Source organism: Leifsonia sp. 22587 (assembly GCF_052044215.1).
Lineage (GTDB): Bacteria > Actinomycetota > Actinomycetes > Actinomycetales > Microbacteriaceae > Leifsonia > Leifsonia shinshuensis_C.
This window is the reverse complement of the sequence record NZ_JBQENB010000001.1, coordinates 370,998-386,113: the sequence shown is the minus strand read 5'-3', so window position 1 is coordinate 386,113 and position 15,116 is coordinate 370,998. Positions and strand designations below refer to the sequence as shown.

At 68.4% G+C, this 15,116-nt stretch carries 15 protein-coding genes; 2 read left to right on the top strand and 13 right to left on the bottom strand.

The window, feature by feature from the left end; translation table 11 throughout:
- Nucleotides 1-89: 89 nt before the first annotated feature.
- The 13 genes from ACTJI1_RS01865 to ACTJI1_RS01805 all read right to left on the bottom strand — a co-directional run bounded on the left by ACTJI1_RS01865 (nt 90) and on the right by ACTJI1_RS01805 (nt 13,074).
- A complete protein-coding gene (locus ACTJI1_RS01865) occupies nt 90-1,319 on the bottom strand; it encodes an MFS transporter (protein WP_440741343.1) in 1,230 nt (409 codons plus the stop codon).
- Nucleotides 1,312-3,006 (bottom strand): phospho-sugar mutase, encoded by a 1,695-nt coding sequence (locus ACTJI1_RS01860; protein ID WP_440741342.1) that lies wholly within the window; start codon nt 3,004-3,006, stop codon nt 1,312-1,314. The genes ACTJI1_RS01865 and ACTJI1_RS01860 overlap by 8 nt, the downstream gene beginning before the upstream one ends.
- On the bottom strand, nt 3,003-3,818 hold the full coding sequence (locus tag ACTJI1_RS01855; protein ID WP_440741341.1) for a purine-nucleoside phosphorylase: 816 nt from the start codon (nt 3,816-3,818) through the stop codon (nt 3,003-3,005). Before ACTJI1_RS01855 ends, ACTJI1_RS01860 begins: the two co-directional genes overlap by 4 nt.
- A complete protein-coding gene (locus ACTJI1_RS01850; RefSeq protein ID WP_440741340.1) occupies nt 3,811-4,575 on the bottom strand; it encodes an SDR family NAD(P)-dependent oxidoreductase in 765 nt (254 codons plus the stop codon). Before ACTJI1_RS01850 ends, ACTJI1_RS01855 begins: the two co-directional genes overlap by 8 nt.
- Nucleotides 4,575-5,612 (bottom strand): Gfo/Idh/MocA family protein, encoded by a 1,038-nt coding sequence (locus tag ACTJI1_RS01845; RefSeq protein ID WP_440741339.1) that lies wholly within the window; start codon nt 5,610-5,612, stop codon nt 4,575-4,577. Before ACTJI1_RS01845 ends, ACTJI1_RS01850 begins: the two co-directional genes overlap by 1 nt.
- A gap of 22 nt (nt 5,613-5,634) precedes the next feature.
- Nucleotides 5,635-6,129, bottom strand: coding sequence for a nucleoside deaminase (locus ACTJI1_RS01840; protein WP_440741338.1), 495 nt, complete (start codon nt 6,127-6,129; stop codon nt 5,635-5,637).
- Between the two features lie 25 nt (nt 6,130-6,154).
- Nucleotides 6,155-7,063 carry an ABC transporter permease gene (locus tag ACTJI1_RS01835; protein WP_440741337.1) on the bottom strand — a complete coding sequence of 303 codons (909 nt, stop codon included), beginning with the start codon at nt 7,061-7,063 and terminating at the stop codon, nt 6,155-6,157.
- Nucleotides 7,056-8,135 carry an ABC transporter permease gene (locus tag ACTJI1_RS01830; protein ID WP_440741336.1) on the bottom strand — a complete coding sequence of 360 codons (1,080 nt, stop codon included), beginning with the start codon at nt 8,133-8,135 and terminating at the stop codon, nt 7,056-7,058. The genes ACTJI1_RS01835 and ACTJI1_RS01830 overlap by 8 nt, the downstream gene beginning before the upstream one ends.
- The gene (locus ACTJI1_RS01825) at nt 8,128-9,678 is read right to left on the bottom strand and encodes an ABC transporter ATP-binding protein (RefSeq protein ID WP_440741335.1); all 1,551 of its coding nucleotides are present in this window, start codon (nt 9,676-9,678) and stop codon (nt 8,128-8,130) included. Before ACTJI1_RS01825 ends, ACTJI1_RS01830 begins: the two co-directional genes overlap by 8 nt.
- A gap of 34 nt (nt 9,679-9,712) precedes the next feature.
- On the bottom strand, nt 9,713-10,750 hold the full coding sequence (locus ACTJI1_RS01820) for a BMP family ABC transporter substrate-binding protein (RefSeq protein WP_440741334.1): 1,038 nt from the start codon (nt 10,748-10,750) through the stop codon (nt 9,713-9,715).
- Between the two features lie 176 nt (nt 10,751-10,926).
- Nucleotides 10,927-11,973 (bottom strand): LacI family DNA-binding transcriptional regulator, encoded by a 1,047-nt coding sequence (locus ACTJI1_RS01815; RefSeq protein ID WP_440741333.1) that lies wholly within the window; start codon nt 11,971-11,973, stop codon nt 10,927-10,929.
- A 12-nt stretch (nt 11,974-11,985) separates the two neighbouring features.
- Nucleotides 11,986-12,474, bottom strand: a complete 489-nt coding sequence (locus tag ACTJI1_RS01810) for a heme-degrading domain-containing protein (protein ID WP_440741332.1) — start codon at nt 12,472-12,474, stop codon at nt 11,986-11,988.
- 96 nt (nt 12,475-12,570) lie between these two features.
- Nucleotides 12,571-13,074 carry a winged helix-turn-helix transcriptional regulator gene (locus tag ACTJI1_RS01805; RefSeq protein WP_440741331.1) on the bottom strand — a complete coding sequence of 168 codons (504 nt, stop codon included), beginning with the start codon at nt 13,072-13,074 and terminating at the stop codon, nt 12,571-12,573.
- Between the two features lie 78 nt (nt 13,075-13,152).
- Between ACTJI1_RS01805 and ACTJI1_RS01800 the strand changes: the two genes are divergently transcribed.
- Both ACTJI1_RS01800 and ACTJI1_RS01795 read left to right on the top strand, forming a co-directional pair.
- A complete protein-coding gene (locus tag ACTJI1_RS01800; RefSeq protein WP_440741330.1) occupies nt 13,153-13,899 on the top strand; it encodes an SDR family oxidoreductase in 747 nt (248 codons plus the stop codon).
- Nucleotides 13,896-14,543 carry a TetR/AcrR family transcriptional regulator gene (locus tag ACTJI1_RS01795; RefSeq protein WP_440741329.1) on the top strand — a complete coding sequence of 216 codons (648 nt, stop codon included), beginning with the start codon at nt 13,896-13,898 and terminating at the stop codon, nt 14,541-14,543. Before ACTJI1_RS01800 ends, ACTJI1_RS01795 begins: the two co-directional genes overlap by 4 nt.
- Nucleotides 14,544-15,116: the final 573 nt, after the last annotated feature.

Below are 15,116 nucleotides of genomic sequence, written 5' to 3'. Positions count from 1 at the left end.
TCCCCGCGCCCGCATCCGGCGTGCGTGGGGACGGCCCGAATGGGGAGGGCCCGCCGATGATCGTGCCCTCCCGTCCTTTCACGGCGCCGTCATGGCGCCGCCGTCCGACACGGGCGGGGAGCTTCTCGCATCGCCGCCCGGATCGACGCCGCGGCCAGCATGCCGGCGCCGACCAGGATCAGGGTCACTAGCCCGGCCGATGGCCCACGAACGGCCACAAGCTGGGAATTGACGGTCGTTGTGAGCGCCTGCCCCAGGATCATCCCCGCGTTCATGATGGTCATCACGGTGCTCGAGCGGCCCGCGGGGGCGCCGGACGCCGCGAGGCTGAACAGGGTCACGATGGTGAGGCCCACCCCGATGCCGGCGCCGAAATACCAGGCGGCCAGGACGACCGAATCGGCTGACGTGGACGCACCGACCATGGCGATGAGGAGGATCCCAGCGCCGGTCATCCAGCGCCAGGTGAGTCGAAAGCGGCTCGGCAGCAGACCGGCGCCGAAGGCCACGCCGCCGGCGGCAATCCCCATCACACCATAGATGAGACCGGCCTGAGCCGGGTGACCGGCTCTGCTTGCGAACCCGGTCAGGGTGGTCAAAGACCCTCCCCAGAAGGCGCCCATCAGCACCATTCCTCCGAGGGTGACGACGGCGCGGGGTGAGAAGACGTCGCGGACGGGCCCAGCAGGAACGGTCTCGCGCGATGCCCGGGCGGCGGCATGAGTGGGATGCACGGCGAAGGCGATGCCGAAGCCTGCCGTCACGAGTGCGGCCAGCAGCAGCGGAGCGGCCGGGAAGAGGGCACCGGCGAGAAGAGCCACGAGGAGGGGTCCGATGATGAACGTCAGCTCGTCCGCCGTCGACTCGTAACCCATCGCCCACGTCAGAGCCGCCGGCGACCGGCCTCCTGCCAGACCGATCCAGCGAGCGCGCGCCATGGGTCCGATCTGCGGGGATGTGCCGCCGGCCGCAGCCGCGACCAGGAGCAGTGACCATAGCGGGGCTCCCACGACGGTCAGGGCGACAAGGCTCGTCAGCGCGATCGCATTCCCGATGCAGGCGACGAGCACGACCGGCCGCTGGCCCCACCGGTCGGCGGCGATCCCGATCACGGAGGCCACGAACGCCGACGTGAGCCCGAGCACGCCGGATACCGCACCCGCCTCGGCGAGCGAGCCGCGGACGATCGTGATCATCGCGATGGAACCGATCAGCGTCATCGCGAGAGGTAGCCGCGCGAAGAGCGCGATGGGGAAGTACGGCAATCCGGCGGCCGCGACGAGCGACCGCACGCCACCGCCCGGTGCCGGCTCAGTCATCGAGGCCGCCCCCGGCCGCGGACGCACCCCTGAGTACTCGCTGCACTCCATCAGCCAGGTCGCGCGCACGCGCACGGGCCATGCGAATGCGTTCTTCCGGGCGCCCGACCCTGCTGTGCGTGTCGATGTAGGCCTTCAGCTTGGGCTCGGTGCCGGATGGACGCACGATGATCCTGGATCCGTCGGCCAGCCGGAAGCGAAGCATGTCCGTCGGTGCGAACTCCCGCACGTCGTGGAGGAAGTCGTCGACCGCCACGACGTCCGCACCCGCGAACACGGCCGGCGGCCGGCGGCGCAGCCTTGCCATCGTCTCGGTGATATCGCTCACCCGAGCTGTCCGGATCGACACCTGTTCCGATGCGTGGGCGCCGAACCGGTGGGCGGCTTCGAGCAGCCGATCGTCCAACGAGCGACCTTCCCGCTTCAACCGGGATGCCAGGTCCAGAACCGCCACAGCGGCGGAGATCCCATCCTTGTCGGACACTTTGGCAGGGTCCACCAGGTAGCCCAGCGCCTCCTCGAACCCGAAGATCAGGTCGGGGACGCGCGCGATGTGCTTGAAGCCCGTGAGCGTCTCCACGAATCGGAGCCCATAGTCGGCTGCCACCTGCCCGAGTGCCGGCGAACTCACAACCGAGCACGCCAGCGTCCCCGTCTCACCGCGTGCGCGAGTCCGTTCAGCGGCGTCCCAGCCGAGCAGAAGGCCCACCTCGTTTCCGGTCAGTCGACGCCAGCCCTGGTCGTCGGGAACGGCGACGGCGAGCCGGTCGGCGTCGGGGTCGTTGGCGATGATGAGTTCGGCCGAGCGTTCCGTCGCGAGTGCATAGGCGAGGTCCAGAGCCCCCGGCTCCTCGGGGTTCGGAAATCGCACGGACGGGAAACGGGGATCGGGATGCTGCTGTTCGGGCACGGGGATCACGGAGGAGAAGCCGGCCGCGGACACCACCTCTTCCACCGTCTTCCAGCCCACGCCGTGCATCGCGGTATGAACCACGCGCATCGCCACTGGGGATCGGGTGACCAGGGAAGAGGTGGCGGCGATGTATTTCCGGCCCACCCACGCCGGGACGAGCTCGAAATCGGACGAGAGCGGGATCACCGCGTAGGGCAGCGCCGCGGCGGCGCCGATGTGTGCAGAGATCTCCTGGTCGACGGGCGCGACGATCTGGGCGCCCTTGTGCTGCCCTCCCAGGTAGATCTTGACGCCGTTGTCACCGGCAGGGTTGTGGCTGGCCGTCACCATGACGCCGGCTGTGGCGTCGAGCTCCCGTACGGCGAAGGCGAGCAGCGGCGTCGGCCCCAGCCGAGCGAAAAGGTACGTCGTGATCCCTGCCGCGGCCATGATCTCGGCGGTGTCGATGGCGAAGGCGTGCGAGTTGGTCCGGCCATCGAAGCCGATGACGACCGACGGGGGGCCGGGGGTGGCGTTGAGGTAGGCGGCGAGCCCCGCCGCGGTGTGGGCGACGGATACCCGGTTCATCCGGTTCGGGCCTGCTCCCAGCGCACCGCGCAGGCCTGCGGTTCCGAATTGCAGACGTCCGGAGAACCGGTCCCGGAGGTCCGCGAGCGCGGCGGGTGAACCCTGGCGTGCCCAGTCGAGCAGCTTGGTCAACTCCTGCCGTGTGACCGGGTCGGGGTCGTTGTGCAGCCACGACTCGGCGCGGGCGAACACGTCGTCCGCGATCATCTGGCAGCCCCCACCGTGTTCACGATCTCGGCAAGCAGCGGGCCGAGGCGGCCCTCCGCCGAGGCGCCGGCCTCCAGTACTTCCTGGTGACTGAGCGGCGCGTTCTGGATCCCGGCGGCGAGGTTGGTGATCAGGGAGATCGCGAGGACTTCCAGTCCGCACTGCCGCGCCGCGATGGCTTCGAGCGCGGTCGACATGCCGACGATGTCCCCGCCGATCGCGCGGACCATCGCGATCTCGGCGGGTGTCTCGTAGTGGGGCCCCGGCAGCTGCACGTACACCCCCTCGTCGATCCCCGGGCGGATGGAGCCGACCAGCTCGCGCAGACGCGGGGAGTACAGGTCCGTGAGGTCGACGAATTCGGCGCCCACGATCGGCGAGGTGGCTGTCAGGTTGATGTGGTCGCGGATCAGCACGGGCTCGCCCGGGGTCCAGGCGGGGTTCAGCCCGCCCGCACCGTTCGTCAGGATGAGCGTCGTGGCGCCGGCCGCGGCGGCCGTGCGCACTCCGTGCACCACGGCGGCGACGCCCTTCCCTTCGTAGAGGTGGGTGCGTGCGCCGATCACGAGGACATGCTTCCCGTCGGCCAACCGGATCGACCGGAGCCGCCCCGAGTGGCCGGCGACACCCGATGGGGTGAATCCGGGCACCTCTGCCGCGGGGATGTCGGCGACGACGTCGCCGATCAGCTCGGCAGCCGACCTCCACCCCGAGCCGAGAGTGATGGCGATCTCGTGCCGGGTGACGCCGGTGAGCTCGGCGAGCGTGCGTGCGGCCTCGCGGGCCAGTTCCGAGGGCCGCCCGTCAGTCACGCGTGCTCCCGCCGTCGACGTTGAGGATCTCGCCGGTGATCGAGCGCGCGGCGACCGAGGCGAGGAACACGATGGCTGCAGCCACTTCGTTGGGCTGCTGCATCCGCTTGGTGGGGATGCCGGACACGAACGCCTCCCGCTGGTCTTCCAGCGAGAGCCCGGTCTGGGCGGCCACCTCGGCGATGACCTGCGCGATCATCGGCGTGTCGACGGTGCCGGGGGCGATGCCGTTGACGGTGATGGCAGGTGCGAGGTCCAGGGCGGCGGCCCGGGTGAGCCCGATCAGTGCCGCCTTCGAGGTCGTGTAGTCGACCTGATTGCTGAAGCCGTGCTTGCCGGCGACCGAGGTGATGTTGATGAACGCGCCCTCCCTGTCCTCGTCGGCCAGACGCCGGGCGATCTCACGCTGGATGACGTACGGGCTGGTGAGGTTGATGTCCAGGGTGCGGCGGAAGTCGTCGGTGTCGACGGAGAAGGTGGGGCGTGCGACCTGGAACCCGGCGGCGTTCACGACGATCTCGGGGGTGCCTTCGAGCGCGGCGAGGGCACGCTCGACATCCGTGGTGTCGGCGAGATCGACGATCTGCGAGGTGACTCCGTCGCTGTCGGTGGGCAGCCGGTCCCAGGCGTAGACGGTGGTCGCGCCAGCGTTGAGCAGGGCGGCGGTGATGGCGCGGCCCATGCCGCCTGCAGCGCCGGTGACGAGTGCTGTGCTCCCGATGAGGGTGAAGCCGAGAGGTGCCTGATTGCGGTTCACTATCGTGTTTCCTTCCAGGTGTTGGTCTGCGCGGACAGCCGGATGGCGTCCATCGCGAGTGCGTTGCTGAGCCCGTCGACGAAGGTGGCGACTCCGCGTTCCTCCGCCTCACCCCCGTAGATGGCGGCGATGCTCCGCCCGAGGGATGATGTGGGCGCGTCAAGTCCCAGCGTGCGCAGCCCGGAGGTCTTGTCGCCGATGCGGAGCAGGTTGGGGTGCCCGGAGGTCCAGACCGCCGACCCGAGGGTGCCGTCGACGCGCAGTTCGATCTCGTCGAACGAGCCGTGGGAGAGCTCGGTCCCGTAGACCTGTCCGACGACGCCCGAGTCGAATCGGAGCAGCGCGGCGAACAGGTCGTCGTTGGGCGGGTTCACCCGGCCGGACGCCGAGCCGGTGTCGTAATCGCGCTCTCCCATGCTCGACAGGAGCCCGCTCGCCTCGCCGATGTGGTCCCCGAGCACGAACTCCGCGAGGTCGAGCCAGTGCGAGCCGATCTCGGTGACAGTGCGGGAAGGGCCGACCTGCTGCGGGTCGTACCGCCAGTCGAGCCCGCTCGGAGTGGCGTTCCACTGCTGGCGGTAGTGCCCGAACACCGAGACGGGCGCGCCGAGGTCTCCGGCGCCGATCGCGGCACGGAGCAGCTGGATGCCTTCGTCCTGCCGGCGGTTGAAGTTGAGGAAGTGAGCGACGTCGTGGGACTGCACGTACTCCAGAGCCTCGGAGGCGAGCTCTCCGGTCGGAGCGAGCGGCTTCTCGCTGACGATCGCCAGTCCGCGCTCCGCGGCCTCCCGGATGGGGTCGAGATGGTTCATCGGCGTCGAGCACACATGCACGTGGGTGACACCGGGAGTGTCCAGCGCTTGGGTCAAGGAGAGCGCGGACACGGCGTCCCAGTCGGCGGCGAACCGGTCGCGGTTCGCCGGACTGGGGCTCCAGACGACCGCGGGAGCGATCCCGATGTCAGCGAGCGCGCGGGCGTGACTGACGGCGATCATCCCGGACCCGATGATGACCGGGCGGACGGACGTGTTCTTCATGGTGCTCCTATCGGGATTCGCGTCAGTAGTCGACGCGGGTCGTGTTCGACTTCCACGCGTCGAACGGCGTCGCCCGGCCGGGGAGGGGGTGCGATTCCACCGGTGTCTCCCAGGTTTTGCGGTCTCGGGCGAAGAGGTCGTAGAAGGCGAGGTCGTCGAAGCCGCCGTCGGCCGCGTCGTAGCGGTCCGCGGCGAAGACCACCCGGTCCACCCGCGCCCACAGGCTCGAGGCCAGGCACATCGGGCACGGTTCGCACGAGGAGTAGAGGGTCAGACCGGAGAGGTTGAAGTCGTCGCGCAGGCGGCCGGCGGCTCGCAAGGCGACGATCTCGGCGTGCGCGGTGGGGTCGTTGTCGCGCGTGACGCGGTTCTGGCCGACGGAGACGACGGCGCCGTCCGCGTCGACGAGGACGGCGCCGAACGGGCCGCCGCCGGCGGCGACGTTCTCGGTGGCGAGCCGCACCGCGTGCTCGAGGTGCGCGCGGTCGGTCGAGGACAGGGAGTCGGAGGAGGGCATGGCTGTCTTTCTCTTGTGCAGGACGTCAATCGCGGAGTTCCGCGAAGGTGGCGATGTTGCCGCCGGCGCGCTTGGCGATGTAGGCGGCGACGGTCACGGCGAGGATCGTGAGGATGTAGGGGATGGCGAGGAGGAACTCGGTCGGCAGACTCCATCCCTGCACCTGGGCGAGGATGCCGAGCGCGTTGGCGACGCCGAAGAAGGCGCACGCTCCGACGACACCCCACACCGTTCCCCCGCCGAAGATGAGGGCGGAGAAGGCGAGGAATCCCCGGCCGGCCGTCATGTCCTGGCTGAAGGAGTCGAGGCCCCCGAGCGAGAGCTCCGCTCCCCCCATCGCGATCAGGACGCCTCCTGCGGCGATGGCCCAGAAACGGACTACGGTAGGCGACTGGCCGGCACTGCGCGCCGCGAACGGGAATTCGCCGACCGCGTTCATGACCAGCCCGGCCTGGGTCCGGCGCAGCACAACCCAGACGATCAGAGCGACGAAGGGGAGGATCCACACAAGGATGGACATCCCTGCCATGATCTGCATCGGCCCACCGCGGACAGTGGAGGGGATGGGCGCCGGAAGCGCCACCGGCGCATTCGCCGTCGCTTGAGAGCCGTAGAAGACGTTGAGCATGAACACTGTGAGCGCCAGCCCGACGGTCGAGAGGCCGATGCCGACGATGATGACGTCGCCTTTGAGGATGGTGATGCACAGCCAGTAGACGATCGACACGGCGACGGTGACGGCGGCGGTGATGAGCAGAGTCAGGGCGATGCTGCCCGTCGCCTTGGCCGCCGCGACCGCGGTGAAGGCGGCGATCGCCATGAGCCCCTCGAGACCCAGATTGAACACTCCGACGCGGTAAGCCAGGAGGCCGCCGAGGGCCACCCAGAGGAGCGGGGCGGCGTCGCGTATTGCGGTGGCGAGGAACTCATACATCTGCTGTCTCCGCTGCTGTCGGGGATGGTTCGGGGATGTTCTGATCGGGTTTCGGCGCGCGGGCTCGCCTCCGCCAGACGCTGCGCACCTGCAGAGTGATCAGCACGGCGATGAGCCCCTGGATGAGGTCGAGCGCGGAGCGGGGAATGTCCGAGACGGTCGGGAGGTACTGGAGGGCGGCCTGCAGTCCGCCGAACAGCAGCCCGGCGAGGACGACGCCGGGCACGGTCAACATCCCGACCAGGGCAACGAGCACCGCGGTGAAGCCGATGTCGGGCGAGAAGCCGGCGACGAGCCGGCCGGCGGGGCCGAGCACGTCCAGGCTGCCCGCGAGACCGGCCGCGGCTCCCGCTGCGCCGAAGCACACGAACGCCAGCCGGCTCGACGACGCACCCTGCCAGCGCACGACGACGGGGTTCCGCCCCAGCAGTTCCGTGGTGAGTCCACTGCGAGTGGACGATGCCCACACCCAGACCAGCACGACAGCGAGCACGGCGATGATGAGCAGGGCGGCCGACACTCCCAGTCCGTTCGAAACGCGAGCATCCTGCGGTAGCGCTGTGGTGGACGCGACGGCGCTCGACCCGGCCTTGTCCCGCAACGGGCCACCTGCCACGTACTGCACCAGGAGCACCGCGATGAAGTTGAGCATCAGCGTGGAGAGCACCTCATCGGTGCCGAACACCACCTTCAGCACGGCGGCGATCAAGGCCCACAGGGCACCGCCGACCATGCCGGCGACCGCGCAGAGCACGCTGAGCAGCGGCCCTGGGACGTGGACCGTCAGCCCGACGACCGTGGCCGCGAGAGCGCCCAGGTAGATCTGCCCCTGTGCGCCGACATTGAAGAACCCGGCGCGGAAGGACACGAGGACACCGAGACCGGCGATCACCAGCGGGATGGTCCAGCGCAGCGTGTTCTGCAGCGCGCCGGGTGCCGTGATGGCGCCTTGCACGGTGCCGCTCCAGACGGAGGACACGTTGTAGCCGGAGGCCAGGAAGACGAGGGAGCCCAGGGCGAAGGCTGCGATGACCATCGCCGCGGAGCGCCCGAAGGCGGAGAGCCTATGCATGAGCGGCACCGACCATTTCCGTTCCGATTTCGATGAGCGAGGCTGTCGGCGGCATCTCGGCCACGATGCGACCGCCTCGGAGGACCAGGATGCGCGTCGAGAGAGCGCGGAGTTCGTCGAGATCGCTCGAGACCAGGAGGACGGCTCCGCCGCGAGCGGCGACGTCGGCGAGAGACTTCTGCACAAAGGCGATCGCGCCGATGTCGAGCCCCCGGGTGGGCTGGGCGGCGAGGACGAGCCGGGCGTTGTCGTCGATCTCGCGGGCGAGGATCGCGCGCTGGATGTTGCCGCCGGAGAGCTGCCCTGCTGCCTGATCCACCGACCGGTACGCGACACTCCAGGTGTCCAGGCGGGCGGAGACCGAACCCCGGAGTTTCGATCGGTTGATGAAGGCTTTCGTCTGCATGAGGACGTCGGATATCGCGACGTTCGCCCAGAGCGGGCTGGTCGAGCTGACCCCCTCGAGGTTCCTCTCGAACGGGACGGCTCTGATTCCGGCGCGGCGGCGACCGATCACAGACGCGCGTCCGATCTCCGTGCCGTCGAGCGTGAGGGAACCGGTGACGGGGGTGAGGCCGACGATCGCCTCGACGAGGGAGCGCTGACCGTTCCCTTCCACCCCGGCGATGCCGACGATCTCGCCCGGACGCAACTCGAGCTCGACCTCTGAGAGGGCCGCGTCGTTGGACGAGTCCTTGGTCGACAGGCCGCTGGCCCGCAGAAGCGGTTCAGCGTCCGCCGGGAGTGCGGCGCCGACGTAGCTGACTCCCCCGCTGTCGACCAGCTCCACGACGTCGTCGGTTCGCTGCTGACCGATGATGTGCCCGGCCACGGTCTCGGGCGTGAGTTCGCGCGCCGGGGTCAGCGGCAGGGACACCCTGCCCTTCTCGAGCACGGTCACGGTGTCCGCCACAGCGAACACTTCGGCGAGTTTGTGCAGCACCACGATCACGGTGAGGCCCCGTGCAGCGAGCCCCCGGATGCGCTCGAACAGTGCAGGAACCTCGCTCGCCGGAATGGCGGCCGTGGGCTCATCGAAGATCAGCACCCGGGCATCGCCCACCAGCGCCCGGGTGATCTCCAGGGACTGACGCTGCGGAACCGACAGGTCGCGCACCCGGATGCGCACGTCGAGGCCCAAGCCCGCCTCGTCCGCACGTCGCTGCCAGTGCTGCTCCAGCTTTCGCCGCGAGTAGAGAGGTTTCGTGTCGGCGGAGAACAGCTCGAGACACTCTGCGATCGTCATCGACGGCGGCGAGCTGAAATGCTGGTGCACCATGTCGACGCCCTGCTTGCGGGCTCCGACGACATCGCCGGCCTGGAGCCGGACACCGTCGAGGGAGACCGTGCCGTCTGTGGGCTCGTACAGCCCACAGACGACACGGGCGAAGGTCGTCTTACCTGCCCCGTTCTGACCGACGACCGCATGCACGGCTCCCGGCTCGAAGCTGACATTGACTTCCGAGAGGGCGGCGAAGTCGCCGAACCTCATGGTGACGTCTGCGACGTCGAGACGGGGGCCGAGCATGACGGATGACCTCATCGTTTCAGCGGAGGGATGGGTGGAGGGAGCGGCTTCAGATGCCGTCGGTGTCGTAGGCGACTTTCACGGAGCCGTCGACGATCTGCTTCTTCAGGTCGTCGAGCTTGGGTTGCAGGGCTTTCACGTCGGCGACACGGTCGGAGCCGCCGTTCAGGAAGCTGTCGGCGATCTGCACTCCGACCAGGTCCTTGTCGAGCGAGGCGGCGTAGGTGCCCAGGGACTTGCCGGACTTCAGGATCCGAGTGACGGCCTCCTTGAGTGCATCGCCGAATCGCAGGTACGTCAGGCCGACGACCGTCTTCGGGTTCTGCTGGGCGACCGCGGCAGAGGCGTCCGTGAACACGAGGGCGTTGGCGGTGGCCGCCGCCTGGATGATGCCGACCGAGCTGCCGCCGGCGTCGGTCTGGAGGAGGTCGGCACCCTGGGAGATCATTCCGAGAGCGATGTCACGGGCCTTCGACGGGTCGGAGAACGAGCCCACGATGCCGCTCAGCACCTTCACACGGGGATTGGCGGCCTCGGCGCCGGCCTTGTATGCGTGGAAGTTCGCGTAGAGCAGCGGGGAACCGGCGCCACCGATCCACCCGACCGTATTCGACTTCGTCAACGTGCCTGCCGCGTACCCGGACAGGTACAGCGCCTTGTAGACGTCGAAGCTCACCGTGGTGAGGTTCGCGATCTTCTTCTGGGGCGGGTCGGCGAAGATGTGGACGAACTGCGTGTCCGGGAAATCCGGGGCCACGCCGTTGAGGGCGTTCGTGATGTCCGGGAACGCCCCGGCGATCACGTTCGCGCCCGACTGCGCGACGTTGCGGATCGAGCTCTCGTACCCCGACGGGTCGGTCGACTCGACGTACTTGGTGTTGACGTCGTCCGCGGTCTTGATCTTCTTCAGCCCGGCGACGAGGTCGTCGACGCCCGAATCGTCGCCCGCCGCCTGGGTCGAGACGAAGGCGACGGTCTTCTTTCCGCCCGCTTCTCCGCCTGCGCTGCTCGAGCAGCCGCTCAGAGCGAGCGAGGCGATGGCGATGGCGGCGACCGTTGTAGCCACCATCCGAATCTTCTTGGTCACTGTGGTGCTCCTATTCCTCGTTGAACTCAGGAGGCAGAAGCGGCGCTACAGGGGGCTCATTCATCGGGCTGAGCTGCACCGTTTCATCCGAGTGAGAACGAAGCTAATGACGTTATGCGTATAACGCAATACGTATAACGCGCTTGCTTTGTGTCGGTTCCGAGTGCGACAGCTCGCTACTCGGCGGGGGTCATCCCGGTCGACGTCCGGGGGATGTACTGCGTCGCCACCGCGATCTCTCGCGCGTTCCCTTCCGTGACCAGGTCTTTGAGCGCCTGGCCGGCAGCAGCTCCGATCGCCACCGACGGCAGCCGGATCGAACTCAATGCGGGGTCGACGATCGCCGCGGCATCCGTGTCGTTGAACGCGACGAGGGAGAAGTCGTCCGGAATCCGCAGGTTCATCCCCCGGGCAGCCCGGATGACTCCGAACGCGTGGCGATCGTCGGCGCACAAGACCGCGGTGACTCCCGCGGCTCGCCATTCGGGCCACTTCTGCGCGAACCGCTCGGCGATGGCGCCCATGTCCAGGCTCTCCAGCCGCAGGTCCGGCCCGACCACCTTGAGTCCGCGCGCCTTGAAGGCGGAGACCACTGCGGCCCGGCGGCTCGCCAGGGTGAGCGAATTGGCGACGAAGGACACATAGCCCACCCGGCGATGGCCGAGACGGTGAAGATCCTCCGCCACCTCTCGGAGGCTTTCCACGAGTTCGAAGCTCACCCGGGAGGTGCCGGGCGGTGCCTCGGGCGAGTCGACGAGCACCGCGGCGGCGCCCACCTTCCCGATCGCCTCCACCTCGGCGGCGGACGGGCTGGCAAGGATGACTCCTGTGGTATCCGCGAAAACGGAGCTGCTGACCACGTTGGGGCGGTCGGGGTGGGCCCGGCCCGGCCGGGAGTCATGGAAGGTCAGCTCCCACGCATCGTCGAGCACTCCCCCGACACCCTCCAGGATCGATCCGAAGAAGTGGTAGGAGAACCCGGGGAAGATGAACGACACCGATCGCGACGACCCCGCGGTGAGCCGCCGGGCGGTGCGGTTCGGCACATAGCCGAGATCCGCGACGGCCTTGGCGATTCGTTTCTGCAGCTCTTCGCTGAGCCGGCCTTCGTGCTTGCCGGTGACCCAGAGTGAGACGGCGGCCTGCGAGCAGCCGGCCGCCTTGGCGACATCGATGGAGGTCACACGACGCGCCAGGTGCGGCAGCGGGTCGACCTGCGGCATTCGAACGCCCCCCTAATGCACGGCCGGGCGGCGTAGGAAGTCGCGCAACGACTCGACGATGAAGGCGTGGTCGAGTTCGGGAGGGAGACCGCTGACCGCGATGGTGCCGACCACGCCCGCTCCACGCACCGTGAGCGGGAATCCTCCTCCGCTGCCCGAGTAGAGCCGGGCATCCACCCAGGGGGCCGTCTCGAGCGAGAAGGGCGGGTTGTAGAGCGGGAAGCGCAGCCCGGCGAGGTACGTGCTGGTGCCCCATTCGCGGACGGTGCGCTTCTTGCGATCGATCCACTTGTCGTTGTGCGACGTCGTTCCGGGCAGCGCCGCCCGGAAGACGTCCTGCTCGCCGAGGGCGACATCGATCACGATCCCATGACCTGCCTGCGCCGCACGCTCGCGAAGGTACACCCCGAGTTCCCACGCCAGATCGTGGTCCATCCGCTCGAACTGCAGCTCGCGCTCGTGCGCCTCGAGAACCGCGAGCAGGTCGTCCATGTCGCTCATGATGCTGTTCCGGTCGAAACGACGGCACTCTGTCTCAGCGCTTCGGGGCGAGTCATGAGATGAACCTACTATGGCGATGGCACCGGCCGGACGCGTTCAGCGCGACCCGGCGCGCGCCTGCCGTTCCTCGTGCAATCGCCGCCGCAGCGGTGAATACGACTCGGTCGGCCTGAGCTCGACGCGGGCGGGCGGAAGCTCCATTCCGTCGTCGCCCACGAAGCCGACATGCACGGACGCCCCCGTCTCCACGTCCACCCGCTTCAGGCTGGGTCCCGCATCGGCGGGAACGTGGCGGTCCCCCCACTGCTGCAACGCCGAGAGGACGACGTACAGCTCCCTCCCGGCCTCGGTCAGCCGATACTCGGAGCGGCGCCTCTCACCGGGTTCCTGGTAGTCCACCTTCGTCATCACGCCGTGCTCCACGAGCATCGCGAGCCGCGCCGTCAGGACGTCTGCTGCCACTCCGAGACTGCGCCGGAACTCCTGGAAGCGGGTGAAGCCCTCGAGGGCGTCGCGGATGATCAGCAGCGTCCAACGTTCACCCAGCACGCCCAGGCTTCGTGCGATGGAGCAGGTGTCGTCTTCCGGTATCGAACCCATCCTTCGAGTGTACCTGAGTTGCCCCATCCCACTCAGATAGCTAGGTTGGATCACACAACCCAGATGGAGGGATCGAGAATGAAGCTTGAACACACCACCGCAGTGGTCACCGGAGCGAATCGCGGATTGGGGCGACACATCGCCAGGCAACTGCGCGACAGCGGAGCGAATGTGTTCGCCGGCGCCCGAAATCCGGACTCCGTCGATCTCGCAGGGGTGACGCCCCTCCGGCTGGACATCACCGACCCGGCTTCCGTGGCCGCCGCCGCCGCCTCGGTCGGGAACGCGGCGATCCTCGTGAACAACGCGGGGGTCGTCACCGGATCGTCGCTGCTGGGAGGCGAGCTCGCCCATATCCGCCACGAGTTCGAGACCAACTTCTTCGGCACTCTCTCCGTCACACGGGCCTTCGCACCGCAGCTGGGCGAGCACGCGGAGAGCTACGTGCTCAACATCCTGTCCGCATACTCCTGGCTCAACGTTCCCTTCATCGGCGGCTACAGCGCCTCGAAGGCGGCGGAGTGGTCGCTGACCGACGGCCTCCGGCAGGATCTCGCCGGCCAGGGCACCCGGGTCGGCGGACTCTACGTCGCCCTGATGGACACGGACTTCTCGCGGGTGTTCGACGCTCCGAAGGAGGACCCGGCGGACGTCGCACGTCTCGCGGTCGACGCCATTGAGAACCGCGAATTCGAGGTGTTCGCCGACGAAGAGAGCCGCAGCATCCGCGCCGGCCTTCCCGGGGGAGTCGAAGCCCTGTACCCGTCGCTGTCGCAGGCATCGCTGTCGCAGGCATCGCTGTCGCAGGAAGACCAGGCGCGATGACCAACCCGCATCTTCCTGAGATCGCTCAGCCGCCCGTCCGGCAGCCCGGAACAGTGCCGGACGGGCCTCCCCCGGGGCGGCTGCCGCCGCGAGCACGCATCCTCGCGGCGGCGGCGCACCTCTTCATCCGGTACGGCGTCGGGGCGGTGGGAGTCGATCGCATCGCACAGGAGGCGCGCGTCTCCAAACGCTCCCTGTACCAGCACTTCCAGACGAAGGACGCGCTGGTGGCCGACACACTGAACGAGGTCGGATCGAACGTGTTCGCGCAGTTCTTCCACCCGGACGGCGCCAGGACGCCACGCCAACGCATTCTCGATGTCTTCGACGCCCTCTCGGAGGTCGCAGACAACGACGAGTACTTCGGGTGCCCTTTCGTCAACATTGCGACCGAAGTGCGCAGCAGGGAGCATCCGGCCGCGCTGGTGGCACGACACTACAAGGACCTCTACACCGCGTATTTCGAGCGCGAAGCGACCGCGGCGGGCGCAGACCACCCGCACGAGCTGGCCGAGCAACTCACTCTGATGTTCGACGGCGCCGCGGCCCACGCCGCGCTCTATTCGGGGTTCCCCGAGAGCGCACGCTCCGCCGTCGCGCACCTGCTGGACACCGCCATCAGGACGAGCCTTAGCGTCGAGTAGGACGAGCCTTCGAAGTAGCCATCGAGCATTCCCGCCACCACGCCCGCGCGATCCTCCATCGCACGACAGGCCCATCCAGGGTGGCCGCATCCCGAGAAAACAAACGCACAGCGGGGAATCAGGAGCGCCCGAACGGGGGCGTTTACACATCCTGGCGCATCCGCGATGATGAGCCTCCGTGCGCTCGTCGGAGCGCTTCAAGGAACGAGCCCACGTGAACCGAATCGCGTCAGGACACCGTCGTGTTCTCACCCCTCTGATCGCGGGTGCAAGTGCACTGGCTGGGCTCGCCGCCCTGCTCGTGTTCACAGCACCTGCGTCTGCCTCCATCTCGGTCGGTCTCGTCCCCACGAACCCCATCGCGCCCGCTGCAGGCTCGATGTCCGTCGCAGTGGACAGTTCGACCGGGGTCATCTACTCGTCGGGTTACAAGTCCGAAGAACTAGACGCGATCGACGGCGCCACGAACGCACTGATCACGGCCATCCCGCTCGGGTTCCCGGCCGGCTACCTCCGCCAGGAGTCTGTCGCCGTCGACCCGGCCACGCACGCCGTCTACGTCATCAGCCCGTC